This window comes from Paenibacillus sp. FSL R7-0163 (genome assembly GCF_037969975.1).
In the GTDB taxonomy this organism is placed as follows: Bacteria; Bacillota; Bacilli; order Paenibacillales; family Paenibacillaceae; genus Paenibacillus_AQ; species Paenibacillus_AQ odorifer.
The window spans coordinates 1861796-1886893 of sequence record NZ_CP150224.1 but is presented as its reverse complement, the minus strand read 5'-3'; the positions used below and the strand labels follow the sequence as shown (position 1 = coordinate 1886893).

Below are 25098 nucleotides of genomic sequence, written 5' to 3'. Positions count from 1 at the left end.
GGATGATGTTTCGTCTTCGATTCCATTCATTTTCTTCCTCATAATTGTGTGCCAAGCTATTAATTATTGAATTAAACTACTTATTATATTCATTAGATCAACGTATTCATCATGTAGATAATCTGACATAGATTGATAAGTAGTACATTTTAGTACACGAATAAGTGAATGAAATACAAAAAAAGAAAGCATTGATCCATGATCAATGCTTTCCTCCACATTCATTCTATCAGAACCTAATTTCTAAGTTTTTTCTTTAATATATTATGCGTTTTTGTTAAGTAGGTTTTTACTTCTTCATATTCAGCACTTGCGACACCAGCAAATAATATGTCGATGATCGTAAGCATCGCAATACGCGAGCCCATAGCCCCACTGCGGATTGTTATTTCAGGTGTGGATATGCTCAATACAATATCCGCCCGCTCCGCAAGCTCACTTTTATTGTACTTCGTAATCGCAATACATTTCGCTCTATTCTTTTGGGCAATTTCCAGTGCATCAATAATATCACTAGTTGCTCCAGAGTTAGAAATGAAAATGGCAACATCATCTTTCTCAAGTAAAGTTGCTGCCGTGAGCTGACTATGACCATCTGTATAGGCATGACACATCTTATTAATTCGCGAGAACTTCTGTTCCCCGTCCATACAAACGAGTCCCGAAGCACCTATTCCAAAGAAAACAATTCGCTTACTATGACATAGTAATTCTACAGCTCTTGTAATTTCTTTTCGATCAATAACGCTAAGCGTATCCTCAATGGACTTGCAATTATTCAATGAAATATTTGATATAATTGTCGAGAGATCATCACCTGGCTGAATATCAGTATATTGAGCCTTTGAATCCTCATCACGAGAACCCAAAGATGCCGATATACTCACAATAAAATTGCGGTATCCGCTGTAACCCATCGTCTTACAGAAACGAAGGACAGATGCATCACTTGTCTTACTCGATTGAGCCAATTCCTTAATCGACAAATGAGGGATCTCTTCCGTATTTTCTAAAATGTAATCTCCGACCAATCGTTCAACTGGTGTATAACTCTCTCGCATATCACGAATTTTAATTAATACGTTGTCATTTAGACTCATAATCTACCTACTCTAGATTTAATTAACACCTTTATTAATATCATAAACAATATAAACAACCTATTACAATAACAAAATACGTTTCGGCATATCAAAAGCTAATATTAATTAATCTATTAAAATCATCCTACTCTTAGGTCATCTGGTGACTTTACGTTGATTATAGCGTAATAAAGTTGTAAGGTATAGTCGATAATTATATACTTTCTGATATGGTGAAACAAGGGACCACAAAGGTCCCCGAAGATTCTTTCTATTGTTCTCAGCATACGTAATACGCATGTATTTTTAAATTTTACTGCCCTCTAAATATGACTCGATTTGTCAACTACATTCTTTGATGTAGCACCGTTGCTTGAACCATTTAATTTGCTAGCAAGCTGCTTTAATGCAGTCAAGAACACCGGCATGGCCGCTACACTTAGTAATCATAGTGCAATGATTATTACGAATGCTACCTGTAAAAGTGTCATTACGCCCGAAGGAATCAACGCGGCGCAGGTACCTCCTAGAATAAAGGCAGCAGACAATACTACACCAACCATATAACGTGATGCCACTCAATTCTCGATCCAACATCCCCTTCAAGTTCGTTATACCGCATCATCAGGAATATGCTGTAATCAACGCCTAGGGCTGTAATCATAATGAAGCTGAAAAATGGAACGATCCAGCTCAAGATTTCACTGATTCCAAGAGAAGTAAGTACTCTAGCACCAAGGAAGCAATAATGAACAGAGAGCTGGACACAGAGCGCGTAATGACTATTGGCACAATTATGATTCCGACCAGCATAATCACGGCTGTACGTACAAAGTCATCCTGTGAAATATTCTGCAAATCAGCATTGGTTGCAGTTGTTCCTGTTAAGGCTGCTTGCACCTGCAAGTCGCTGCCATCTAATGGCATTCCAAAAGCTGTCTGCAAGTTCTTCTTCGAGCTCAAGCGAATACAGTAACTCACCTTCTTCCATCATTTTAGCGAACTTCTTCAAAGGGCTATATACAGTGCAGATCAATGCCATGGAAGGCAGGGGGCGTAACAATTTCTCCTCCTTACCTGATTTGGCTATATCTAGAATGAATTTTTAATAAATCACCGAATATTGCTTTGCTATGTTCGTCTATGTAATCCCCATCTTCATGCAAGCCTTTCTTTTGCGATTTTTTTGCGCAAGAAATAAAGAGTCCTTTATAATGTAATAATGTACATAAAGACGGATTTGGAGGGAAATAAATGGCAAGTCGTAAATGGGTATTAATCATAGACGATGAAGATGATTTAGCGCGTCTAATGAAGGCTGTTTTACATAAAGAAGGTGTTCCAGACGTTGTAACTGCCGGGACCGTTGCAGAGGGTTGGGACAAGTTCCAGGAGTATAATCCTGAGCTTATATTGCTAGATATTATGCTCCCAGATGGAGAAGGATATGACTTATGCAGAAAAATTCGGGAAACATCAAATGCACCCATCTTATTTATGTCTGCAAAAGACGAGGAAATTAATAAGCTGTTAGGACTGGCGATAGGTGGCGATGATTATATTACTAAACCGTTCAGTCCGAAAGAAGTCGCTTATCGGGTAAAGGCACAACTGAGAAGAGCTGGCTTTACAGAAGAAAAAAAGGCTCCGAAAAGCTTACAAGCTGGCCCCTTTGAGCTTAGTGCCAATGAGACAGAATTAAAAAAGAATGGCGAGGTCCTCGTGCTAACCGCCAAAGAAGTCGGTTTAATGAGCTGTTTTATGCATCATCCCAATCAGATTCTAAGCAAAGAAACCTTGTTTGGACAGGTGTGGGGTGAGGACTTTTTTGGTTCCGATAATACAGTGATGGTACATATTCGGCGATTACGCGAAAAAATTGAGGCCGACCCTTCAAATCCTACCTTTATTTTGACGGTTAAAGGGTTAGGTTATAAATTAAATACCAAGGAGTGAGCCTAGTTGAAATGGAAATTGACACTCCGCTTTCTAAGATCGGTTATGACTATTGTTGTGATCGTTGGTATTGTAAACGCGATTTTGTTCCTTTCCCTATTCTTTATAAAGGTAAATAATAATAACTTTGGCACTGAAGAAGCATCTGCAGAAACCTTTAGCCGAACCTTTTCACAATACGTAGAACTACAGGCTGGCAAACCTGTTGTGAACGAAGAAGGTCTCAAAAAACTACAAGAAATGAGCGCCTGGGTACAATTCTTGAATGACCAAGGGGAGCAAGCAGCAGCCTTTTATACCCCTGAAGAATTGAAAACAGAGTATTCTCCTATTGAAATTGTCCAAATGTATAAATATAAAGAATTAGATGCACGCACGACGGTTTTTGTCAGCGAAGCCCAAAATTTCAGTTACTTTTTAGGGATTAATAATCCTAAAATAGGCCGCTACGTAATGACCTATGACTACGCTAAAATTTTCAAAGATGTTAATGTTTTTCTTTCCATTTTTTTAATCGTTGATGTGCTTATTGTAATCATCATTGGATTTCTATTTGGGAAAAAGTTAACTGCACCCCTTCATACATTAATAGAGGGTATTCAACAGCTCAGGGAACGACGTTTTAAGAAAATGCCTACTCCCAAAGGTGTTTATGAAGATGTTTTTCGTAATATGAATGAACTATCTGAAAAGCTCGATCGGCATGAAGAGGAGCGTAAACGTCTCGATCAAATGCGTGAGGAATGGATTAGCAATGTTTCACATGACATGAAAACACCACTTGCTTCTATTCAAGGTTATGCAGAATTTATTAACGACAGTGCCACAGATTTAACAGCCCAAGAATTACAGGAATACACGTCAATTATCAAAAGTAAATCGATGTATATGAAAGATCTGTTAGATGACCTCAATTTAACAACACGTTTACGTAATCACCAGCTATCCCTGCAATTTGAAGAGGTGAATCTCGTTCAGTTTCTACGAGAAATGACGATTGAACTTTTAAATGACCCGACCTTTGGTGAACGGCAGATAGAGTTTGAGGCGAATGTGGCTAAAGCAATGCATAAAGTAGATAAAAAGTTACTAAAACGAGCGATCCTTAACTTGATCTACAACGCGCTGGTGCATAACGATGAAAATGTCGTGGTGAAGATTCGAGTGGATACAGGTCCCGAATGTCATACCCAAATTTCGATTTCTGATAATGGTCAGGGTATTCCAACTAAAGATCTGGAACAGGTTTTCGAACGCTACTATCGGGGTACAAATACAACCAGCAAGCATGGTACTGGTTTAGGAATGGCCATCGCAAGAGACATTATTTGGGCTCATGAGGGGAACCTCGATATGACGAGCATTGAAAATACCGGAACCACCATTACTATACTTTTATAATACAAATGCCTTACTTACTCATTAGGCAGAGAAAAGGGCTGTGCTCCATTACCTTTATTGGAGACAGCCCTTCTTCAATTTATTAGTTTTTTATTGCTTTTAGCGGAATATCCTCTACTTTCACTTCATCATATGAGGAGACTTGATCACCTTTTTTTACATACATTTTTAAGTAGGCGCCTTTACGAAGATTTTTTTGTGCATTAAATTCCAGTGGAATTGTATTACCTTTAGCATTTGTAGCCTCTAGTGTATACGAATAGGAAGTCATCACTGTACCATCACTCAGTTTATATTCATGGGGTTCCCCATCCTCTGTAATTTGTAAATAGTAATTTTCGGCATTCATGCGATTGAAATCAATCTTTGCTAGAGCAAAGACACCTACAACCCCAATAACAAACAAAATACCCATAGTGGTTAGAAATTTTTTCATCTCAATCATCCTTCTGTTCTATTATTTAGTGTGATAATACGATTGTATGAAGCTACGGTTAAGAAATAATACAACCCGTAAATTACGGTATAAGCAATCATCCAGAGCAACACTGGCTTTGCTAAATCTATCATCAGTAGACTAGAGAATGCTTTTAAAGCCACTACACTATGCAATAACCCTACTATAAGCGGTACAACAAAGATAACGAATACCTGTGACGCAATGGATTTCTGCATTTCTTTTGCACTGACACCCATTTTATGCAGCATATTGTACTGTGCTTTATCCTCTTCTGCCTCTGTTAAAACTTTAAAGTAAATGATACTGCCTGTTGCAGCCAGAAATACGAGCCCAAGGAAACTTCCTATAAAAAGTAGAGAACCCACACTTTCCAAGCTTGTTTGGTAATCTTGAGGCCTACTGGAAAATGGCGCTTCTTCAGGCAAATGGTTTGCGATTTTTGCAGATAAATCCACAGAGGCATCCTCTATCCCAAGAACACGATAGCGTAGCACTTCTCCATCATTCCGTAATACTTTATACTGTTCATCCGAGACTACAACTGTTATACCTGCTGTGCCTGCATTCAATACGGTTTGTGTTTTAAAGCTTTGGAATGTGAGTGGATGGCCGTTGCCTGTTGTTATAGTTTTTCCTGTATACATAGGTGAGAACCTTTTGTCATATCCGATATCTAAAATAACCGCGTAACCATCCTTTACATTTAATTTTTCTCTATGCTGTACATTTGCTAAGTTGTTGTATGTTTTTTCATCGATAACTGTATACCCTCTTTTATCAGAGCTATCGAACGAGGATGGTGAGTTTAATTCTTTTGTATGAAACGTAATGGATAGCGCATCGATATTTTCATCATATTTTGTAGCTGGCAGTACAGCATTTACTTGTTTATCCATTTCTGCATCTGTTGATTGATACATAAAGGTATTCGGATTAATCGTTTTTGCCGAGTCATTCGTATTGTAATACAGGCTATAGACCGCTCCACCGGCAGTTACTGTTGTAGCACTCAACACAGCAATCACAGTTAATGTACGTGCATTCCCACGGATACGATAGAGCAGCTGCGATATGGTTATTACATGAAGGCCTTTCCACAGCCACTTTTCATTTTTCTTAATCATTGCTAACACAAAGCCAGTCACACTGTGGAACAATAAAAATGTACCCACAATTACCGTTGTTAAAATAATTAATACGGTCATGAGAAATCCGATTTTTGCCCATACCTTAGAAGTGAAAAGGTCCTGCATTGCAAGCCAATAGCCCAAGACAATAAGTAACACTCCAAGAACAGCTACTATCATAGATGGTTTAGGCGCCACTTCTCCCTTTTTGGAAGCATGAAATAAATCAATCAGCTTAAATTGATAGATCAAGCGGTAGCCTTGAAATGATGTCACTAAGAATATAACTAGAAATACGATAGCCGTGTTCATCGCTGCCGCCATTGAAAATGTAAAGGGTGCTACAACGTCATAACCCATTAAATGAATCAAAATCGTCATAAATCCTTTTGAACAGAGGAAGCCAAATACAATCCCTACTATTAAAGAGAATAATCCTAATAACAAATTTTCAAAAAAGAGCATAAAACCTATTTGACGATTACGTACCCCCAGCAACGCATACAGTGCGACTTCTTTTTTACGTTTTTTCATAAAAAATGAATTGGAATAAGCTATAAATATGAACACGAAAAAGATAAGAATGACTGCCGCGCCACTCATTAGGGAACCCAGTTTTTGGGATGAAGCCGTCTGTTCTGCTATCGTATCACTATATTTTAAGGTCACAAATGTAAAGTAAATGATGATACTAAACACCATCGATGCAATGTATAAAAAATATTGCGAGAAATTTCTGGCTATATTTTTTCTTGCTAGACTAAATAACGTCATCTACCTCACCCCCAATGGCCGCATGAACATCTAAGATCTCTTGGAAGAAGGCTTTGCGTGTCTGATCACGACGATAGATTTCTGTTGAAAACGAACCATCTTTGATGAAAATAATCCGGCGGCAGAAGCTTGCGGCAAAGGCATCATGGGTTACCATCATAATGGTCGAATTGTTATTTTCATTTAAAGTACTTAAGCTTTCCAATAAATCTGTTGCTGATTTAGAGTCAAGTGCACCTGTTGGTTCATCAGCCAAAATCAGTGCTGGCTCTGTCACGAGCGCTCTAGCCGCAGCGGTTCTTTGCTTTTGACCCCCAGAGATTTGGTAAGGATATTTCCCCAGTAAATCTTCAATCCCAAATACTTTAGAGATCTGAGTCACGAGGTGATTAATTTTCTTCGCTGGAATTTTAGCAATCGCCAGGGGAAGCAATATGTTCTCCTTTACCGTCAAGGAATCGAGTAAATTGTAATCTTGAAAGATGAACCCGAGATGTTCACGCCGGAAGTCTGACAAAGCTGCTTCCTTCAGATCATGAATACTCTTGTTCTTCATATATATCTTTCCTTCTGTTGGAGAATCTATGGTTGCTAACAAATTTAGCAAGGTTGATTTTCCCGCTCCGGAAGGTCCCATAATCCCTACAAACTCACCTTCATGAATGTCAAAAGACACGTTTTCCAACGCTGTGTAAGCAGCACTTAACTTCCCGTACACTTTTTTTACGTTTTCTACTTTTAATAATGGTTCCATTCATTTCACCTCATAATTTGCTGATACTTATACTATAGGCACCGAACCTTACAGCAAATTCATGCCAACCTTACAACAAGCTTAAATCTACAAAAAAAGGGATACCCTGTAGCCATTTAAGACTACGGAGTATCCCTTTGCTATTGAATAGCATTCATTTTTTTCTGGTTGTATATAAATCAGAAGCTTCATCAAAGTAAAAGCGGCGTTTTTGTTTGCCAAACACGACTAAGACAATATGGATGAACAACACGATCGTTAAAATAATGGAGGTCAATCCAGCACCTAGCGTTAAGAATATAGATGCCTTATAAAATGGAGAATCCATTGATAGTTCCACATTATTCAAAATATTCGCAATGACTGTTATGAAGTACATCGCGTAAATGGCACCAAAGCGTTTAAATAATCGCTTGTTAGTTTCCACTCGACTTATTTTACTGTCATAGCGATAACGCATTATTTTCGTACCGATTGTCGATCCATTCCAAATTATCGGAATAATAAAAAAGGTTACAGAAAGTGTAATTGTGCTCGCAATAAATTCACTAACCATATTAACGTTGGTCATACTCAACACAACTTTAACTACTAGGTTGCTGATAAATAGATCAATAATAACAGCCAGTAACACAGACATCCCTCTTACTTCATCAAGAGCTAATAATCTTTCTGCTTTCTCCTTAATTTTCTTTTTTGATGGGAATAACGCCAACACGGCTGGAGCAATAAAGAACCCCAGTACTCCGCCAGAAGTATTTAACAATAAATCATCCACATCAAAAATACGATAAGGGCAATTATAAATCCCGTAAATACCGGTTACCTGTGTTATCTCATAAAATAAAGTTAATAGGAACGTGAAGCCTAGAGCTTTCTTCCAATATTTTTTATCATGAAAAAAGTAACGCAGATAAACACCAAAAGGTAATAATAGCAAGAAATTAAAAAAAGCTTGATAGAATGAGGGTTGGCTAAATAACAGTCTATAAGTAGCTGGCTGTGATAACACGATGCCACTATTGCCAAAGGTGCCCACTATAAATTGAAATGGCATAAGTGAATAATGTTGTGTGCCCGGTTTTTGAAGAGAACAAGTATTACGTATTTCCGGCAACGGCAACAATACTAAAAATAACGCTGCTAGAAAGTAAAAGATAAACGAAAACGAAACTAACGTGGTAGAAAAGGGAAGGTAATTATATTTTCTATAGGTATAAATGAGCCATGGGATAAATAAGGCAAATGCTAAAACCACAAAAAAGATCGCTGCCACAAAGATCGGTTGAGTATATGCTGACATTTCTAGTTCACACCCCAAAATGATTTAGTATTCATATTAACCATAAAACTGATTCTAATTCAACTGGAGTTGGAACATTTCATCAAATTTAAGGATCCTGTAATGTTGGCATCAATTTAATGTAAGGTTCGCAACTTATACTAACTCCTAAGCAAATAAAAATATTTTCAAAGGAGCACTATTAATGAATCCCTCCATTTCGCAAAAAGAAAGAATCATTTCACTCGACATCATTCGCGGACTTGCTCTTTTCGGCATTCTGCTTATAAATGTTGGAGCCTTTAAAGTTATTATGGAAGGAGATCCCTTACCAGACTATAGTGGCATTAATGGAATCATCCATAGCTTGATAATCATCTTCGTACAAAAAAAGTTCTTTTCTATTTTTTCCTTTCTATTTGGTGTAGGTCTATACATTTTCGCCTCAAGAGCCGAAAGCCGGGGAGATAAACCCAGATGGCGTATGGCTAGACGTTTACTAATCCTTTTGCTGCTGGGAATCATTCATGTATTTATCTTTTGGGGAACCATTCTGCCCGCATACGCCATTATCGGATTGTTTCTGATCCCTTTTTATCACTCAACGGTTTCTACACTTAAAAAATGGCTGATAGGTATGACATCCATTTACATCATTTCCTTGGTGGCAAAAATATTTCTACCCACTCTAGGGGTTATATCATCTATCCTTGATATTTTTTCTAATGATGCTATACAAATCTTTATTATGTTTTTAGCTGGTTTTTTAACCGCAAAGTCAGGTTGGCTGACACACATACAAGAATTGTCTAAACCAATTAGAGGAATTCAAATGGTATCATTTCTGTTGTTCATTGGTTTTTCACTATGGATTTGGAACGCTTCTCAAAGTGGGAGCAGCAATGTAGATTCAGTTACGGGCTTAGGATCTCTCCCAACCACTTTGTTCTACTTAACAACATTATTTCTACTATTAGAAAATAAACAAATGGTGAAATTCCTGAAACCCATATCACGGGTGGGTCAAATGGCGTTTACAAATTATGTAGCACAAAGCATTATAGGGACGGCAATCATTTCAATGATAGGTCTCGAAGTCGTTTCACCGAAAGATATTCTCTACATCGCAGTTCTGATTTATTTTATTCAAATCATTTTTAGTACCATCTGGTTCAAGTTCTTTTCCATGGGACCCTTAGAAAAGGTTTGGCGCTTGATGACCTATGGAAAAAAGCCTGCAACAAAACGATAAAAACTTCACTTTCCTCCTCTTAATGCAAGTCGGAATTTATTTTTCCAACCCAAAAACCCCTTATAAAAAGGGGTTCTCAAGTTTAAGCGCTTTAACTTTTATCCGACAGATCACAACATGAACATTAAGAATCAGAGAATCAAGTCCAAAGCATCCTGCGAAATCCACACTTTATCTTTAATCATTACCGTCAGCACATTTAGTTTCGTTGTTTTGCCATCCTGTATGGCGATATTTTTATCTATAGGCAGCTTGAGAACTTGGCCTGCTTTTTTCACTACAACCACCGGATTATTCTTATCAGTCTTATCTAGGGTAATCGTAGCTCCTTTGGCCTTGAATTTATCACTGGATACGTACAGTGTATCCTGAAGCTGCGCCAGATTGAGTCCGGTCACTTCTTGAATATACTTATTCACATCCGTATTCTGGATTACACCGCTGTTCACGAAATCAGTCGGTTTAAAATTAGCCGGATGGTACGCGAATAAGCCAACTTCTTCCGATGTGTGATCATCCGTAGAGAAGGTTACACCTATTTTATCCCCCAAAATTTTACCGATGACCGGCGAAAGGTTATCCTGCATTCCCAATCTGACTTGATCTGCTTCTTCTTTGGTTAGATCACTAAGTCCATAATGATCTGCAAGGACCTTTTTGAAATTGCTCTCATTAATACTGCCTTCAATGTAATAACTGGTATGCTTCGCTTTCTTCAGCACGGAGATTAGGTCTTTGGTAGAATCATAGTTCGTCATATTGAGCCCGCCGGTAGCATGATCCGAAACCGATAAGACTGCTGTATTGCCATCTTTTTCTGCAAAGTCAACAGCGGCTTTAAAGGCTTTATCAAACGCTAAGGTCTCACTCATAATACCCACTGGATCGTTATCATGACCATACCAGTCAATCTGGCTTGCTTCGACCATCAGAATAAAACCGTTCTCGTTCTGCGACAACTTCTCTATCGCTACTTTGGTCATTTCAGCAAGGCTCGGTTGCTTTTGCGGGTTCAGGTCAAAATCAGCATCCAGTGCTTCGGGGTTGAAGAGACCCCAGATTTTATTCGTTTTAGAATTCATTAACCCTGCTTTATCCGTTACGTATTCATACCCATTTGATTTCAGAACTTTGGTTAAATCTTCTCCGTCCTTGCGGTTAATGTCTTCTTTGCCGGGTACCAAATACCCGGAACCACCCCCAAGTAGAACATCTACACCACTATAGACCATCTGTTCTGCAATAGACTGCGCATTGTCACGCGTGTATGCATGACTTAAAAATGTAGCCGGCGTCGCATCCGTTAATTCACAAGTGAATACCGTTCCTGTACTTTTCCCTGCCATTCTCGCTGCATCCATAAGGGTAGGCAGAGGTTTGTTCACGTCCTCTGGCTTAACTGCGCTTATGAAAGGCATCGTTATTCGGTCTGGAAGTATGGATACCGTCTCACTCTTAACCTTATGGCCTGTAGCATAAGCCGTAGCTCCCGCAGCGGAATCTGTGGTCAGTGAATCCGTAGAATATGTTCTCACCAGCCCGCTGAAATACTTATCCATCGCAAGCGCCTGCCCTCCCTGATACCATCTGGCCAAGTTCACATCGGATAAGCTCATCCCATCCGTAATAAACAGGATTACGTTTTTGACCGATTTGTTGGTAGGAGCATCAGAGTTATTGGCGCCATCGGCGTAGGTCGTTCCGTTGCCTGCTGCAAGCAGACTGCAAATCATAACTGTACTGCAAATTCTCCCGATAACCTTTTTGCGCATTTGAATCCTCCTCTAGCAGATTTTGTTAAGTACGTTACTAGTTTAAAGGAGGATTGTTTGCGGGAGCAGCACCTATTCTCTTATTTTATATTAAATTCTATGCATATTTTGTCTTGACCTGTGCTACTGATATTTGTAAAAAAGGGGCGCCCTAGGGGCCCCCTTTGCATTATTATTGTCTTATTACGAGGACATCTCGAGGCGCTCTACCGGTACTTTGAATTTGGGAAATTTCGGAGCTTGTAAGGATACGTCCTACCAATATCAACGAAGATGTGACATTGTTAAAGTTAAAATTATTCAAGTTCGCTACGTTTTGGCTGCCACGGAACACACGGAACGATCCCTGAAAGTTAATTCGCGAAAAAAGCACAAGCGTTACTTGAGAGCTTTCCACAACATTTCTGAGACGGAAACTCGAGAGAACGTTGTTAAACCGAAACGCTCCAAGATCACGAACCGCAACTCCTCCACGTCTGAATCGAATCCGACGATTGGTAAAATTAGTACCCGACCAAAGAGTAAGACGTATATCACTGTTAGCCAACTAAATCAACTCCTTTTCTGAGATTGATATAGTTTATTACTAACTTCAAAGAACGGTACAAGACAAATACAGTTGTACAAATGTTTGTTTTTCAGATTTCCCTATGGTGGTATTATCCAAATAACCGTATCGAGCCTCGGATATGTTAGCAATTGAAGTGATTTTTACAGTTATATTCTTCTAACTATTAGACACTTTCTTATACGTTAGGTGCGAATATGAAAAGAATAATTCAAGCATTCGGGTATTTAGGTAGTACAATTTTGGCTGCAGCTTTACTGTCATGGATCTGCGTATTTTTGATTCACGGCTTACCTGGTGTCTATGAATGGATGGCACTTAAATTTATCATCCCCATTCTAGGTTTCGTAGGACCCAACCCAAACCCTCTTGACTATCCTGGCAGAAGGACTGCCGTTATATTTTGAAGGTACCAATGCAGAGGTTATGCCGTTAAAAGGAACAAAAGTCACGCCAATGCGCAATGAATCATGATCTGGTAAAAAGTGAGGCTATCTTTCTGAGGAGTTACCGTAGGAGGAATGGACAGCTTCAACAACTAAAAAAAGGCGTTAACGGATGCCTAAGCTCCGTCAACGCTTCCTCTATCCTTTCATTGTATTCCTGCCTCTGCTGGAAGCGAGTTATTTCTTGTCCCCACTGCTTTAATAACGAAATTGTAGGCTTTAGCAGAATCTATGCCGTTTAATGTATAGCTGTAACTCGTCTGACCGCTTACCGTCGGTACATACACGCTCCAGTTTGTGCTGACTTTATCATTTTTCTCGTAAATCCGGTAACCTCGCACCGGCTCAGAACTATTTGCTGGCGCTTTCCAAGAAAGAACTGCACGGTTCCCTGACTGTCTTACTGCGCTTGGATTTTGGACAATGCCGGGTTTGACATCAGTCCGTTTAATACTGTAAGCATCATAGACGGCAAGGGGTTTATCTTTAACTGCTGTGTAGGATGTGAATTTCAGCACGTCGCTTGTAATGGAAACATCCACGAACATTTTCTTGTTGGGCTGATCGTTTTTTGCTGCAAAAAAAGTGTCTGCATCTGGATTAATAGCATAGAATTTCGAAGCTGCCGAGTTGCCCATTAGATATACGGTCCCTTTGGGATTCAGCACATTTCCTTGCTCATCGGTAATGACATTCTTAATCGGAACGTTGTTCAGCATTTGAAAAGACCTCATATACATATGGTCATGACCTTCAAAAACCATGTCCACACCCAGCTCATCCAATACAGGAATCAGATATTTCCGGTAAAATTCTACCCGGTCGCTTTCTGCCGAAGCATTATCCCCTGAAGAATACGCTCCCTTATGCATCGAGACGAATTTCCACTTTTTATCGGTCTTTGCCACCTGATTCCGCATCCATTCCAATTGTTTGGTGAACTGAATATCCGCTTTGTATGGCTTGACCTCCCCTTCGTACTGGGAATTGATCTGCATAAACAGGGCATCGCCGTATTCGAAAGCATATACCGAACCGTCATGAGCACCCGTCCCGACATCTTTTGGAAGATTAAAATGGTTATAGAAGTTGTTATTCGGATAATCTTCTATCTCATGGTTGCCGATAATCGGTGCAAATGGCACATTGGCAAATTCCTTTTTCGGCACACCCAAGAACCACTGCCACAGCTGCTCCAGATCACCGTCATCCGTTAGATCCCCTGTAAGAAGAACAAACTTGGGATCTACCGTTTTCTCAATAGCTCTCTTAAAAGTATCCTGCCACAGATCAAAATTCGATTTACTTGAGCCTTGGGTGTCGGTTACATAGAGGAAATGGAAATCCTGATTATCCGCCTTGTCCGTGGTAAAAGAACCCGCCTCGCTCCAGCCGTCCGCATCACCGTTACCGGCCCGGTAGATATATTGGGTTCCAGGCTTAAGACCGCTTGCAATAACCTTGTGGCTGGCGAACTTTTTATACTTTTGAGAACTTCTGTCTCCTGATGTCATTAAGGTTTCAATAACTGTTGAGCTGCCCTCATAAGAAGCTGCCAGTTGTTCCGGAAACTCGCTTCCTCCCGCATTGGAGGCCTCCACTACTTGCACTACTGTACCTCTGACGGTTTCGGCTGTATACCAGTCAAAGGCGATACTTGTCTTTGGGTCCCCGTTAAAAGTCATGTTCAGCAGCGTTGGTGTTTTGATGCCGGTATCCGGAGACTTTGTCTTAAAGCTCCAGGTAATATCGTTCTCAGGTGTCCGGCCATCCGCAGTCCCCTTAACAAGCTCTTTAGGGACGGTCACGTTGTAAGTTTTGCCGGCAGTAAAATTAGGGTGGCTGACTCTGACTGTGTCTTGACCGAGGAGCGAAGCAGAAATGTTATTAAGAGGGAGATTGTTTTCCGTGATTACAACTTGATAACCACTGTCGAGACTGATCGCTTTGTTAAACTTCACTGTGATCTCTGCGTTAAGGGAAACATCTGCAGCCCCTGAAGCGGGAGTTTTGCTTACCTCAAGTGTGGGAGTGTCCCCAGGTTCGCCGCTGCTGCGTGTTCCTTTAATTATCACATCTTTGATTCTGCTTGAGCCTGAGCTGGACACCGTTCCCCCGCTTACACTTTTCGCAGAGTTTACCACCCAGCGGATATAGAGTACATCTTGATTGTTTGTTCCCGCAGGCAAAGCGAGGTTAGTTAATTTGCAGGAATTATTGGAACAATTAAAATTGTTCTGGGCTAAAACAAGGTTGCCGCCCGTAACATCTGTCCATTCCTGTTGATCTATACTGTATTGCACCTTAAAATCCCTGGGTCCTGTACTTGAAGAAGTTTGCTGTGAAGAGAGGAAGATACCTTCGAAACCTTTGGTAGAAAGCGTGGCAAGCCAGTATTTCAGGCCCGTTCCTTCATGCCACCCCTGGTTGCGTACGCTGTTCTCACCTGACTCATAGGTGTACGCATTCGTATTAGTTCCTACATCACGAATGGATGAAGCCGTCTGATATACCCCGCCTGTAGCCGGAAATACACCGTTCTCGCCTTTGTCTTTAAAAATCCACTGGGCAATCGTTTCCTGAACTGCAGTTGCTTCGCTTGCAAGATCTTCCTCATTTCCCTCTCTTCCTGCTGAGACAAACCCGGTCAACTCCATGGCAAGCAGCAAACCTATAACCATTAGACTGATTACCTTGTAAAATCTATTTTTGAGATAAGATTGGTTGTTATCCATTCAGCCCATCTCCCTCTTCCTTAATCTCACTTATCATCGAACCGCAGTCACCGAGAAGAACGGTGGTTCTACTGCCCTTACATTCCTGTTATTGGAGTTCCCAGTCGGTGACTTGAAGAATTGCCGAATCTGCACCTTTCAGGTCTGTCTCTCCCATGTTCAGCAAATTGCTCCACTGCTTCACACGGTTCTTGCCGTTAGGCGGAGAGTTGTACTCATTAGTATCCACAATCTTGGTCCGTTCTTTATAAAATTTGGTCATGAAAGTCTTCTCATCCGTGCTGCTTCCGGATTTACCCAAAAGCCCTTGAAGGGTCTCGGAGCCGCCGGTAGCTCCATGGTTCAGCGCTGCATCCACGAAGGAACCAATAGTTAATGCCGAGTTAAAGCCGCGTTTGCGGGCCTGCTCCACACTGTATTTAATATAGATATTGTAGAACGTTTTCCACATAGCCTCTCTCCACTCGGGATCATCTTGCAAATTGCCGATTTTTCTACAGAAGCTCTCTTCGCTTTCATTGATCTCGAGGATCTTCCCTTTCATCGAACCCTTAACACCGATCCGGGCCAATGCACCTTTAACCGAAGGATTACTCGCGCCTTTAGCAGCGTCATATGCCTTGAACAGATCCGGACCGTCAGGACCGGTATCATTTGAGCCGCCTGTAGTTGCACCAAATATTCCAATCGTATACCCGCGGTCATCATCAATATCTTCACAATATCCGTAAAAATCGATCCAGTTCAGATCGTCCTGCTCCGGTTTGTTGACAAGCATCATAATATTGTTCCACTGCTCACCATCCAGTCCTGTGTTGTCACGCAAGAATTGAAGTGTTGCCGGTGAGAAGTTAGAATCAGGGTTCCCTGCCGCATAACTTTTCTGTTGAGATGTTTTGGACAGACAGCCATAAGAAAAAATCATTGAAAAACTGAGCAGAATCATCAATGAAAATTTCATCTTCTTGGAAACCTTACTCTTCGTTGAATTTAGCACCGCAATCTCTCCTTTAATTGAATAGTTTAAGCGCTTTAACTTTTAGCGGCAGTGAACCTTATCCCCAACCCATCTGAGCATGACAGCCCTCCTTTTACCAACACTTGGTAATTCAGTTCAAGCTTATCTCAAAAAGTTTGTCCAAACAGCACGTATTTTCTTGTATTTATTAATTTTTATACATATGTTGCTACAAACCATAGATTAAGTCTACAATCCTCTTAGGAGGTGCTGAATGAAGCCGGTATTTTATGAGTCTACTCTTTTTGACATCAGCCGCAAGAAACAGGTATACACCAGCATGCCTGCAAGACACTATCATGATGCATATGAGATTCTGTATTTAATATCCGGGGATTTTTATTATTTTATAGGGGACAGAACCTATCAGGTTGCGGGCGGAACACTGCTATTTATGGATATTCACGAAATGCACAAACTGGTCAATTCAGGCTGCAATATGTATGAGCGGGTAACACTCCTGTTTAAAAAAGAATTCCTGCAGCATTTCTGCACCGGCAGTCAATGTGAGGAACTGCTCGAATTGTTCAAAAGTGATTACCGCGCTTTGAAGATGACCGGGATGGATCAATATTTCATCGAACAGCTTTTTCAGAAGATGATCCAGGAGGGAAAGAAGCAAGCCCGCGGATACGAACAGTACCAACAAATATTATTGGTGGAGCTGCTCCTCTATCTTAATCGTAAACTATTTGACAGCCGCACAGCTTCATTTGTGGAATCCAATCGTACACATAAGAAAGTCCTGGACATCGTTAATTATGTAAATCAACATTATATGGAACCACTTAAGCTCTGTGAGATTTCACGGCAATTCGACATAAGCTCCTCCTACCTTTGCCGAACTTTTAAAGAATCCACCGGGTTCAGCTTCATTGAATATATCAATAATATCCGCATCAAAAAAGCGCGTGATTTGCTGGTTGGCTCTTCGTTTAATGTTACTGAAATTGCGGGAATGGTTGGGTTTGATAACACCTCCCATTTTGGACGAACCTTCAAATTAATAATGGGCATCTCGCCGCTCTGCTTCCGCAAACAATTTAAGTCTAAATAGCAACGTCAAGACATTTCGTCAAGCCGAACAAATTGCAGGTTTCTTGCCTGCAGTTGGTTTAGCACTTCTTCTAGAGCTTGCAGCATAAAATAAGGAGCATGCCGGTCCGCGCCCGCAGTCTCACCGCTGTCGTGAAGTAAAACAACGGAGCCATCGGTGATTCCACCTAATAGAATGGCCTGCATCCGGGTTTGACAGGCCCGGATGTTCCAGTCGCCCGCCTTCAGGGACCATAAAACAATTCGATACTGCTTGTGCCGAAAGAAATCAAATAGATTGATTAATCCCCAGGGTGGACGGTAATGATTGGGTCTGATTCCGACAATAGACTCTATAATATCAGCGGAGCGGTCCAGATGTTCTCGCCTAACAGTACTGGGCAGCATCAGCCAGTTAGATGTATGGCAATAATTATGGATGCCAATCTGATGGCCTTCCCGATCCATTCTTCTGATCAGATCTGGATACTGCTCCGCTCGCGATCCAAGCACGAAAAAAGTAGCCTTCACTTGATGTAACTTCAATAAATCCAGCAATTCCGGCGTATATTTCGGATGTGGCCCATCATCAAAAGTGAATGCCACCTGTTTTTTCACCGTTCCTTTGCGAAAGACACCAAAGCCGCTCACTCGCGTAATCAAACTCGGAATAAACATGTAAAGAGTGGCGGCACATAGTATTCCTCCTATCAGATATGTAAGCATGATTACACCTCCATATAACAAGCTTTAGACCTATCCAGAGTAGTTCTGTCCGGGTGAGAATCGATTTTTCAGTGAGGCGCGTGAATGGATCAGTAACATCGGGACCAGTTGCTCTGTTCGCCGATTGATTCTTTGTCTCCCTTCAGGATGCATGGCAGACAGCAGCAATCGAAGATAGATGGTGGTGATGCGTTCGAAAACGCCGGACTTTATATTTTGTTGTTCAAAGCCAAGACCGTGTGTTAATCCCCGATGGAGCAGTGTAATCCCCAATAAAGCCTTGACCTGCCTGAACTCGGACTGCGATTCGAAGGCTTCGTTGATTTGCTGCATTGATTTGCGCAGCATGCGAGCCGTTTGCAATGCGGCACGATCCGATCCTTCGGACCGGATCAACTTCAGGATTCTTTCATTGTCGAGGTGGAGTTCTCCCACCCACTCTCCCTGATTGATGACCGTGGCGTCTTGGCATACAATAGGCTGTCCCCGATGCTTTTTTAGCATCACGGTACATATTCCAAAGCGTGACTTATGCGATCCGCGAAAATGTGAAAGCAACGCAAAAGCTTTTTCCCACATCATCCAGACGGACTGCACCGTGTTTTTACGTATTTTGAAACCCAACTCATTCACCATCCTTAAAACGGTTATTGTCTCTCATTTCATACTTGTACCTAACGGAACTTTCTTTTTTTCTAACGTCTACTTATATTTGACGCTATACACTAGAATTTCTCTGCGAGTAAATCAAATTTTTATACAATTATTTTCATTAAGTCTAAATTTTTGGCATCCAACTACATAAAGAAAAACCCATGTCTCTTGGACATGAGTTTCGGAAGTTATCTTTTTGACTAAATCAATCTGGTTTCACTATCAATCCAAACTACCCAACTCCACCACATCTCCGCTAGTAGCCTTCACTGCAAAATCACAATCCAGCTTCCCGCACAGCACATACTTCTTCTGCCCAGGATTATACACATAGACGGGTGTTAATTCGAACCATCCCCTGAGCTTGTCATAAGCTTCGTCATGGCTCACAGCAATTTCCCCTTCGCTCTGGAACTCATCAAACGTATCGAGCATTAACTTGTTATCCATATAATCTATAACCTTATAATTTTTCGTATCGATAAACAGGAGGATCTTACGCTGAAAAATACGATTACTTGGCGCATTCCTCCTCAATGTCGCTTGAATATGTCCTCTTTCCCGATGTAAAGTCTTCAGAATCCATTGTCCGGATTCATCCGGATAGAGCTGGCTTAAACCAGCTTCGACTGCGGCTATACATTGGGCTTGTTCTACGTCTGTGATTGAAAATGAATCTGGATGCGGCTCACGTGCTACTGCCTGTTCGATTGTAACTACTTCTTGCAGACGGATCTCCGTCCTTGCGAACTGTTCCGTGTCCACTTGCTCCCAATGTATTACTTGATCAATATTCAGTCGTGCTCTCGTACCTGATATCATCTCAAATGGAATTGTGGTTGTTCCATCATTTGTAATGTAGATTTCTTCTATCCCATAGATCGGCAGGAGATGCTTCATCTCGTACACTGGATATTCGATAAGCTGTAGTTGTTTTTTCGCCAGTGGCTCTACCGCTTGAAGCGTGAGAGAATAATGCTCTTTGTGCACAAGGGAGCTAGAAGGAAACTGGCCATATACACTATAAAAAATAATCCTACCTTCCGCATCGAAGCGTAATTCCATTCGCCCGCCGGGGGAGATGGGGATACCGTCTATACATTCGGCAAAATGATATTCTCCTCTTTCTTCCTTCAATAGGTAGAATTGTTTACCATATTCAAGCCCTACTTCAGCTTCCATCCACTGAATAACGCCGTTTATTTCAATGTTTTGGAATGGTGTTCGATTTGCATAAGATTTCCCTCCAACAAAAATAACACTTTTATAGTTGCGGGATAGTAAGTCAAGCGTAATGACTGCAGTTCCTTCCGGATTATAATCCTCCTTCCATTCCTTAATGTGAGAAGGAAACCATTCCATACTAAGCAAATAGTCGGTTTCTCCCAGCATCGTAACTTCGCGATAAATTTCATTTGTATGTAAGTAGTAGTTGTCCAATCCATAGGTTTGCTGTGTAGCATTAACTAGTTCTTTGATTCGGAAATCCATATCAGTGCACCCCACAAAATTGATGCCTATATCATATCATTACTTAGCAATGATTATGAAGCGCAACGAATCATATCTGCTACATATTCTAAGAGCTTATGTAATGGGTTTTGCTGGTGTTCAGAAAATGATCAGTAGCTTGGGGTTTAATAATGCAGAGTGTATCAATCTATTGTACCAAGTCAGGGAAATTCACCCTACTGACTTACAACCTTGCCAGAATACTAAACATGTATAGTGAACACATATTTTAATGGAGGTATATCATCATGATTGACATCATCGACGGAAATGCGGCATTAATACATTTTTTTCCACTTCCGGCGCATCTTTATTCTAAGAATATTGCTTGTATTGTTGCTGTGGCTCATGAAGAAGAACGGGGTCCAAATTTAACAGGCCTCATAAACGCTTTATACTCAAAGGGATATACAGACCTTGATCATCTATTAAATTCCACATGGAAAAAACTATACCAAGTTCCGAGGTTGGGCCAGCAAAGACTGGTGCTTCTACTTAGTTTACTAGAACGAATTTCTGCAGATCCCAAGACCATAGAAAACTATACAACTGTCCCTCCTGTTACCATCCACAGTAAAAAGGAAATGAAAGAATTAACTTTAAAGAGGATCATTAAGAAGTATAACGAAACATCTGTAGAGGTATTAACTGAAGACAGCGAAAAAGAAGCTCGTTTAAAGAAAATTAAAGATAGACTCCGAGAAATGGGGATGATCGTATAAAAAAACCCCGCCAGTATAGTAAAGTGCACCCCTTAGAATAGACATTGGATAAACCCCTGGGTCAATCCGATTTCTATTCTAGGGGTGTGACTTTCAATTCATTTAGTAATCGCGCGCTGCATCGAACCAGCGTTGAGCCATCTCCTCTGTGATAGGCTGGCCAATCAGGTGGTCAGACTGGCTAAGTTGCCATACCGCTTCACCAAGATCTTCTCGTTCGGTGGTTTCGATGCCCTTAAGATTGTTGAAGCGCACGGTGAAAGCGGTAATGGCGGCCTCTGCTTCAGCAAAGCTATGGGCCTCGGACAAGGTTACCTGTGCAACGTTGTAAGCTTCATTAGCCAGCTTGGCTAGACGTTTAGTCCAGGAGGAGAATGGGCGGCCAAACTCGGTCGTCCACCACTCTGGCTTTCGTAATTGGCTCACTGAAGCATGGTCGGTCCAAGGACGGGTTTCAGCGCGAGTTTTCATTTGCTTTTTTAGATGCTTGCCAGCGCTCTCTTCCACATTGTAGGCGATAAATCTGTCAAGCAACGGCCACGCGTTCAAGGTCGGCAAATCCTCCAGATCAGGCATGAAGCGCAGCTCCAGATTCGTTAACTCGGTATGATGAGCCAATAGATTCAAATCGCAGAAGTTTCCCCACAAACTCAGTGATTTAAGGTTTGGGTACCGGTTTAGACACTCTAGCGAGATGGGCTGTCCCAGCGGTGCGTTATGTAGCGTCAAGCTCGTTACCTGGTGCAGCTCCCCCATATCGGGCAGCAAAAAAGGGGAATCATTCTTACGTCGGCCGGTGCGCGGTGCTAGTGTAAGAGAAGATGGCATATCACCTGTGGCCGAGAAGCGTGATAGATCGCCAGACACACTCAGGCGGAAAGGCTGCTTCGGAAGTATTAGGCTAAGGGACCTCCCGGATGGTTCCAACTTGACATGCAAGCCATGCAAATTGGACTGACTGGCGTCCGCCACCGTGTCTGCAGACAGGATCGGAGTCCATGTCATCTCTTCAATGGGACGTTTCTGTGCCCAGTCAAAGAAGCCTAAATCACTGCCTGTATAATGCAGAAATCTCGGCCAGGGAGAGCCGGCCGGTGTGGCAAAGACATCGAATACGGTCCAATCGATAGGCGCATCAGACGCGACATGAAGGTCAACCTTTTTCCCCAATTGCGACGGACCCATTGATAGACTGCCCACACCGGGCTTAAGGACAAGAGTATGACTACGTGGACCTGTCAGGTTGATAGGATAACTACCAACTTCTCTAACAGAACCAGCTGAAGGACCAGCTTGGCTATCATTTGGCATTTCTATCATCCTTTCCTCTAAAGCATATCAAGATCTAACTATTCACACCTGACTCTATCTTCTCAGTAATAAATTGTTTAAATCTTGTAAAATACCGCTCTGATGCTTCCCAGCGCCTAAGATCCAAATAGGGCATGTCCTGCTTGCCATATTGATCGGGCGGCTGATAATGCCGGGAAACATAAGTTCCATTGTCCAGTGTATAAAAATAATACGTTTCATCTGGAGTCCTGATTTCAATCCGACCATGTAGGAGGTCTCCGTCCTCGTCCGTATGCGTTTGACGGAAGCTGTAACATTTGGAGCCGTCCCAGAACCCGCCATTCTCCTCCACTTCCGAATTTAATTCCTGAATTACAGTGTGTTGCAAAATGTCTTGCACATACTGTACCTCAATGTTTGGTAAATAAAGCTCAGCCATATTAACGCAGGTCAGCAACATCGTCCAGCAATCGCTAATCTCTGCTAGTTGTTCCTGAGTCTCTTCTGTAATGTCCTCCCACTCAGACCCTTCTTCTATGGTTCTCTTCAACAAACCGACAGAATGATCTTGCTCCAGCCAAATATAATAGTGATGCCGGTTATCATTCATATAAACGCTAAGATCCCGCTCATCCCCGTCAGCATCAATATGCTCCAGTTGAACTTTGAAAAAAACGTCTTGCTCGCGAAAATTAAAAGAAGGCTTGTCACTTGGCATTAAAATACACTGCGTCAACTTCAATATATTTTCTTCATTGATCGTGTTATGGGTGAAATATAAATGAACTGCGTTCTTGCTAGCGGGGGATTCATTTATTTTTTTTAGAGCAGAACGGCCTTCTTTAATTACGTTCACCAGTGTGGCAAAGGAAAAGTCCTCCTCATCCTCATCCATATCCAAAAAAACTTCATCAATCAACACCTCATGAATGTCCACCGGAAGCTCCTGAAATACGCCGTCCCCCTCCCACACATTTACTAAGCAGGCGATCGATTTATGTCCGACCACTTTGAAACTGTACTCGTCATCCTGAACTAAAACCGCAGCGCTGAGATCACCTTTAACAATCGTTTCCCCATGATTGTAGGAGCCGCATAATATTTCCTCAATCATCAGGTTGCCCGAAACATAAATTTCCTGACCTCCTACAGCTATATTTTTTGCACTCAAATTACCGGTCACCAAAAGCCCTATGGCGCCATCAGTTTCTTTATTATAAAGATTGTCTACAGTAAAATTTCCTTCTATAAAAATGATGATTACCTCTTTTTGTTGCGGGAAAGGTTGCTCCCAATCTAGATTAAGAGAAGGCAGCGTCAAATCCCCTTCATAGTAAGCGGCAAGTTGCTCGTCACTAAAATCTTGGTAAAACTTCGCCCACCAAGATCCTTCGGGAAATTTATCTGCTAGCTGGCTAATAGGAATGAATCGGAAAAGATTGCTCATACATTATTTTCCCTTCATTTTGAAATTTCCATTATTTCCTCACATGCCCCAAGGCTTACGCCCTGCTTAATCTCGACCATTTTATTAAATCCGAATATAGTAGACGGTTCCCGAAAGCGGATGCTTCTACTCCGCCGCTTCCGCCAACCATACTTGCATAGCCGAAGATTCTGCCCGATTCAAACGGAGGGCGATCTCAGTATTGATCTCATCCGGCGGCATGACTTCGACAAGGACGCATACTGACTCTCGCAGTTGATTCAAGGCAAACACACCTTCATCATCGAGCATTTTCATCGCCAGCTCCATGGCCTTCAGCCTCAAATCAAACTCACGATTCCCTTCGTCATTCTCAAGATCCGCAATGAAAGGACGCTCGGTAAATCGTTGTTTAACGTTATCGAAGTTCTCATCGCCGAAACAACAATAGGGCGAATCCGCATAAGACCATTTGATAAGTTCCGCAATCGTCGATGCCGGTGTGTCACTTTCCACTCCTTGCCTGGCTGCTTCCATCTCCAAAGCTTCCCACGACCAGGCGGAGATACTTGGCGCATGTCCCTCGCCAGTAGTGTATAGAGTACAGTAATAGTAACGTTCGCCATTTTCAAAAAGAGTGCGAAAAGACGTTCTAGCAGCATCGGCGATCTCTATCGCCAGCGTCTCTATTTCTTGCATCGGCTTCCTCCTTTCCGTTAGTGGATCCGCTCAGGCAGGATGTCTTCTATTAGCTCCAGCCTTCTACAAATGATATGGCGGCGCTTTTTCTACTACAAGGTTATCAGGATGAATATCAGTTGGCTCATAGTCATTCATACGGAGAAGGATATACTCAATCTCTTCTAATGGCATCTGCAATTTCTGGCTGACTTCATAAAGCTCCATGTCTTGCGAAAGTAGTTTCCGTGCTTGATTTAACTTTCCATTTAGCCAATTGTTTTCGAGCATCCATTTTTTCACTAGGTCCAGTAGTTGATTTTGGGTTTCCTTATCTGCATGCTTATTATATTTAGCAACTGACTCTGACAAATTGACCCACACACGTTCCATGTGTATCCAAAGTAAAAACTAGTTTCATGCCT

At 41.5% G+C, this 25098-nt stretch carries 20 protein-coding genes and 1 pseudogene; 5 read left to right on the top strand and 16 right to left on the bottom strand.

What is annotated here, in order from left to right:
* Nucleotides 1-236: 236 nt before the first annotated feature.
* On the bottom strand, nt 237-1100 hold the full coding sequence (locus tag NST45_RS08340) for a MurR/RpiR family transcriptional regulator (RefSeq protein WP_036688728.1): 864 nt from the start codon (nt 1098-1100) through the stop codon (nt 237-239).
* Nucleotides 1101-1405: 305 nt separating this feature from the next.
* Nucleotides 1406-2003: pseudogene (locus tag NST45_RS08335) on the bottom strand (MMPL family transporter); the annotation flags it as partial.
* A gap of 333 nt (nt 2004-2336) precedes the next feature.
* Between NST45_RS08335 and NST45_RS08330 the strand changes: the two are divergent.
* Both NST45_RS08330 and NST45_RS08325 read left to right on the top strand, forming a co-directional pair.
* A complete protein-coding gene (locus NST45_RS08330; RefSeq protein ID WP_076141031.1) occupies nt 2337-3038 on the top strand; it encodes a response regulator transcription factor in 702 nt (233 codons plus the stop codon).
* A gap of 6 nt (nt 3039-3044) precedes the next feature.
* On the top strand, nt 3045-4439 hold the full coding sequence (locus tag NST45_RS08325) for a HAMP domain-containing sensor histidine kinase (RefSeq protein ID WP_076141032.1): 1395 nt from the start codon (nt 3045-3047) through the stop codon (nt 4437-4439).
* An 82-nt stretch (nt 4440-4521) separates the two neighbouring features.
* Here the strand turns inward: NST45_RS08325 and NST45_RS08320 are convergent, their stop codons facing one another.
* The 4 genes from NST45_RS08320 to NST45_RS08305 form a co-directional block, all read right to left on the bottom strand.
* Nucleotides 4522-4875, bottom strand: coding sequence for a YxeA family protein (locus NST45_RS08320; RefSeq protein WP_076141033.1), 354 nt, complete (start codon nt 4873-4875; stop codon nt 4522-4524).
* Between the two features lie 5 nt (nt 4876-4880).
* Nucleotides 4881-6800, bottom strand: a complete 1920-nt coding sequence (locus NST45_RS08315) for an ABC transporter permease (protein WP_076141034.1) — start codon at nt 6798-6800, stop codon at nt 4881-4883.
* Entirely contained in the window at nt 6787-7554 is a 768-nt protein-coding gene (locus NST45_RS08310; RefSeq protein ID WP_038572078.1) for an ABC transporter ATP-binding protein, read from the bottom strand. Before NST45_RS08310 ends, NST45_RS08315 begins: the two co-directional genes overlap by 14 nt.
* 154 nt (nt 7555-7708) lie before the next feature.
* Nucleotides 7709-8857: a VanZ family protein gene (locus NST45_RS08305; protein ID WP_076141035.1), complete on the bottom strand. Its 1149-nt coding sequence runs from the start codon at nt 8855-8857 to the stop codon at nt 7709-7711.
* A 184-nt stretch (nt 8858-9041) separates the two neighbouring features.
* On the opposite strand from NST45_RS08305, the gene NST45_RS08300 reads away from it, so the two are divergent.
* A complete protein-coding gene (locus NST45_RS08300) occupies nt 9042-10088 on the top strand; it encodes a DUF418 domain-containing protein (RefSeq protein WP_076141036.1) in 1047 nt (348 codons plus the stop codon).
* A gap of 131 nt (nt 10089-10219) precedes the next feature.
* On the opposite strand, the gene NST45_RS08295 is transcribed toward NST45_RS08300, so the two are convergent.
* From NST45_RS08295 to NST45_RS08285, 3 genes are all read right to left on the bottom strand, one after another.
* Entirely contained in the window at nt 10220-11860 is a 1641-nt protein-coding gene (locus tag NST45_RS08295) for an alkaline phosphatase (RefSeq protein WP_036688747.1), read from the bottom strand.
* Nucleotides 11861-13020: 1160 nt separating this feature from the next.
* On the bottom strand, nt 13021-15609 hold the full coding sequence (locus tag NST45_RS08290; RefSeq protein ID WP_076104946.1) for a metallophosphoesterase: 2589 nt from the start codon (nt 15607-15609) through the stop codon (nt 13021-13023).
* Between the two features lie 88 nt (nt 15610-15697).
* Nucleotides 15698-16606, bottom strand: a complete 909-nt coding sequence (locus tag NST45_RS08285) for a chitosanase (RefSeq protein WP_244886353.1) — start codon at nt 16604-16606, stop codon at nt 15698-15700.
* Between the two features lie 235 nt (nt 16607-16841).
* Here NST45_RS08285 and NST45_RS08280 point away from each other — a divergent pair, with 235 nt between their 5' ends.
* On the top strand, nt 16842-17684 hold the full coding sequence (locus tag NST45_RS08280; RefSeq protein WP_036688751.1) for an AraC family transcriptional regulator: 843 nt from the start codon (nt 16842-16844) through the stop codon (nt 17682-17684).
* 5 nt (nt 17685-17689) lie between these two features.
* Here NST45_RS08280 and NST45_RS08275 read toward each other — a convergent pair whose 3' ends face one another.
* The 3 genes from NST45_RS08275 to NST45_RS08265 form a co-directional block, all read right to left on the bottom strand.
* Nucleotides 17690-18388 carry a polysaccharide deacetylase family protein gene (locus NST45_RS08275; RefSeq protein ID WP_170914173.1) on the bottom strand — a complete coding sequence of 233 codons (699 nt, stop codon included), beginning with the start codon at nt 18386-18388 and terminating at the stop codon, nt 17690-17692.
* A gap of 30 nt (nt 18389-18418) precedes the next feature.
* Nucleotides 18419-18970: a hypothetical protein gene (locus NST45_RS08270; protein ID WP_060623267.1), complete on the bottom strand. Its 552-nt coding sequence runs from the start codon at nt 18968-18970 to the stop codon at nt 18419-18421.
* Between the two features lie 294 nt (nt 18971-19264).
* Nucleotides 19265-20533 (bottom strand): hypothetical protein, encoded by a 1269-nt coding sequence (locus tag NST45_RS08265; RefSeq protein ID WP_038572089.1) that lies wholly within the window; start codon nt 20531-20533, stop codon nt 19265-19267.
* Between the two features lie 269 nt (nt 20534-20802).
* Between NST45_RS08265 and NST45_RS08260 the strand changes: the two genes are divergently transcribed.
* Entirely contained in the window at nt 20803-21276 is a 474-nt protein-coding gene (locus NST45_RS08260; RefSeq protein WP_038572090.1) for a hypothetical protein, read from the top strand.
* Nucleotides 21277-21378: 102 nt separating this feature from the next.
* Here the strand turns inward: NST45_RS08260 and NST45_RS08255 are convergent, their stop codons facing one another.
* The 4 genes from NST45_RS08255 to NST45_RS08240 all read right to left on the bottom strand — a co-directional run bounded on the left by NST45_RS08255 (nt 21379) and on the right by NST45_RS08240 (nt 25045).
* Nucleotides 21379-22587, bottom strand: coding sequence for a hypothetical protein (locus tag NST45_RS08255; RefSeq protein WP_038572092.1), 1209 nt, complete (start codon nt 22585-22587; stop codon nt 21379-21381).
* A gap of 34 nt (nt 22588-22621) precedes the next feature.
* Entirely contained in the window at nt 22622-24016 is a 1395-nt protein-coding gene (locus NST45_RS08250; protein ID WP_076141037.1) for a hypothetical protein, read from the bottom strand.
* Nucleotides 24017-24142: 126 nt separating this feature from the next.
* On the bottom strand, nt 24143-24694 hold the full coding sequence (locus NST45_RS08245) for a DUF4303 domain-containing protein (protein ID WP_038572095.1): 552 nt from the start codon (nt 24692-24694) through the stop codon (nt 24143-24145).
* A 63-nt stretch (nt 24695-24757) separates the two neighbouring features.
* Nucleotides 24758-25045, bottom strand: coding sequence for a hypothetical protein (locus NST45_RS08240; RefSeq protein WP_256721436.1), 288 nt, complete (start codon nt 25043-25045; stop codon nt 24758-24760).
* Nucleotides 25046-25098 lie beyond the last annotated feature (53 nt).

What these genes read in the sequence shown, in the direction of transcription:
- NST45_RS08280 (WP_036688751.1), top strand. Translation starts at nt 16,842, where the DNA reads ATGAAGCCGGTATTTTATGAGTCTACTCTTTTTGACATCAGCCGCAAG.
- NST45_RS08265 (WP_038572089.1), bottom strand. Translation starts at nt 20,533, where the DNA reads ATGGATTTCCGAATCAAAGAACTAGTTAATGCTACACAGCAAACCTAT.
- NST45_RS08310 (WP_038572078.1), bottom strand. Translation starts at nt 7,554, where the DNA reads ATGGAACCATTATTAAAAGTAGAAAACGTAAAAAAAGTGTACGGGAAG.
- NST45_RS08255 (WP_038572092.1), bottom strand. Translation starts at nt 22,587, where the DNA reads ATGCCAAATGATAGCCAAGCTGGTCCTTCAGCTGGTTCTGTTAGAGAA.
- NST45_RS08320 (WP_076141033.1), bottom strand. Translation starts at nt 4,875, where the DNA reads ATGAAAAAATTTCTAACCACTATGGGTATTTTGTTTGTTATTGGGGTT.
- NST45_RS08260 (WP_038572090.1), top strand. Translation starts at nt 20,803, where the DNA reads ATGATTGACATCATCGACGGAAATGCGGCATTAATACATTTTTTTCCA.
- NST45_RS08305 (WP_076141035.1), bottom strand. Translation starts at nt 8,857, where the DNA reads ATGTCAGCATATACTCAACCGATCTTTGTGGCAGCGATCTTTTTTGTG.
- NST45_RS08275 (WP_170914173.1), bottom strand. Translation starts at nt 18,388, where the DNA reads ATGCTTACATATCTGATAGGAGGAATACTATGTGCCGCCACTCTTTAC.
- NST45_RS08250 (WP_076141037.1), bottom strand. Translation starts at nt 24,016, where the DNA reads ATGAGCAATCTTTTCCGATTCATTCCTATTAGCCAGCTAGCAGATAAA.
- NST45_RS08295 (WP_036688747.1), bottom strand. Translation starts at nt 11,860, where the DNA reads ATGCGCAAAAAGGTTATCGGGAGAATTTGCAGTACAGTTATGATTTGC.
- NST45_RS08300 (WP_076141036.1), top strand. Translation starts at nt 9,042, where the DNA reads ATGAATCCCTCCATTTCGCAAAAAGAAAGAATCATTTCACTCGACATC.
- NST45_RS08245 (WP_038572095.1), bottom strand. Translation starts at nt 24,694, where the DNA reads ATGCAAGAAATAGAGACGCTGGCGATAGAGATCGCCGATGCTGCTAGA.
- NST45_RS08340 (WP_036688728.1), bottom strand. Translation starts at nt 1,100, where the DNA reads ATGAGTCTAAATGACAACGTATTAATTAAAATTCGTGATATGCGAGAG.
- NST45_RS08290 (WP_076104946.1), bottom strand. Translation starts at nt 15,609, where the DNA reads ATGGATAACAACCAATCTTATCTCAAAAATAGATTTTACAAGGTAATC.
- NST45_RS08315 (WP_076141034.1), bottom strand. Translation starts at nt 6,800, where the DNA reads ATGACGTTATTTAGTCTAGCAAGAAAAAATATAGCCAGAAATTTCTCG.
- NST45_RS08330 (WP_076141031.1), top strand. Translation starts at nt 2,337, where the DNA reads ATGGCAAGTCGTAAATGGGTATTAATCATAGACGATGAAGATGATTTA.
- NST45_RS08270 (WP_060623267.1), bottom strand. Translation starts at nt 18,970, where the DNA reads ATGATGTGGGAAAAAGCTTTTGCGTTGCTTTCACATTTTCGCGGATCG.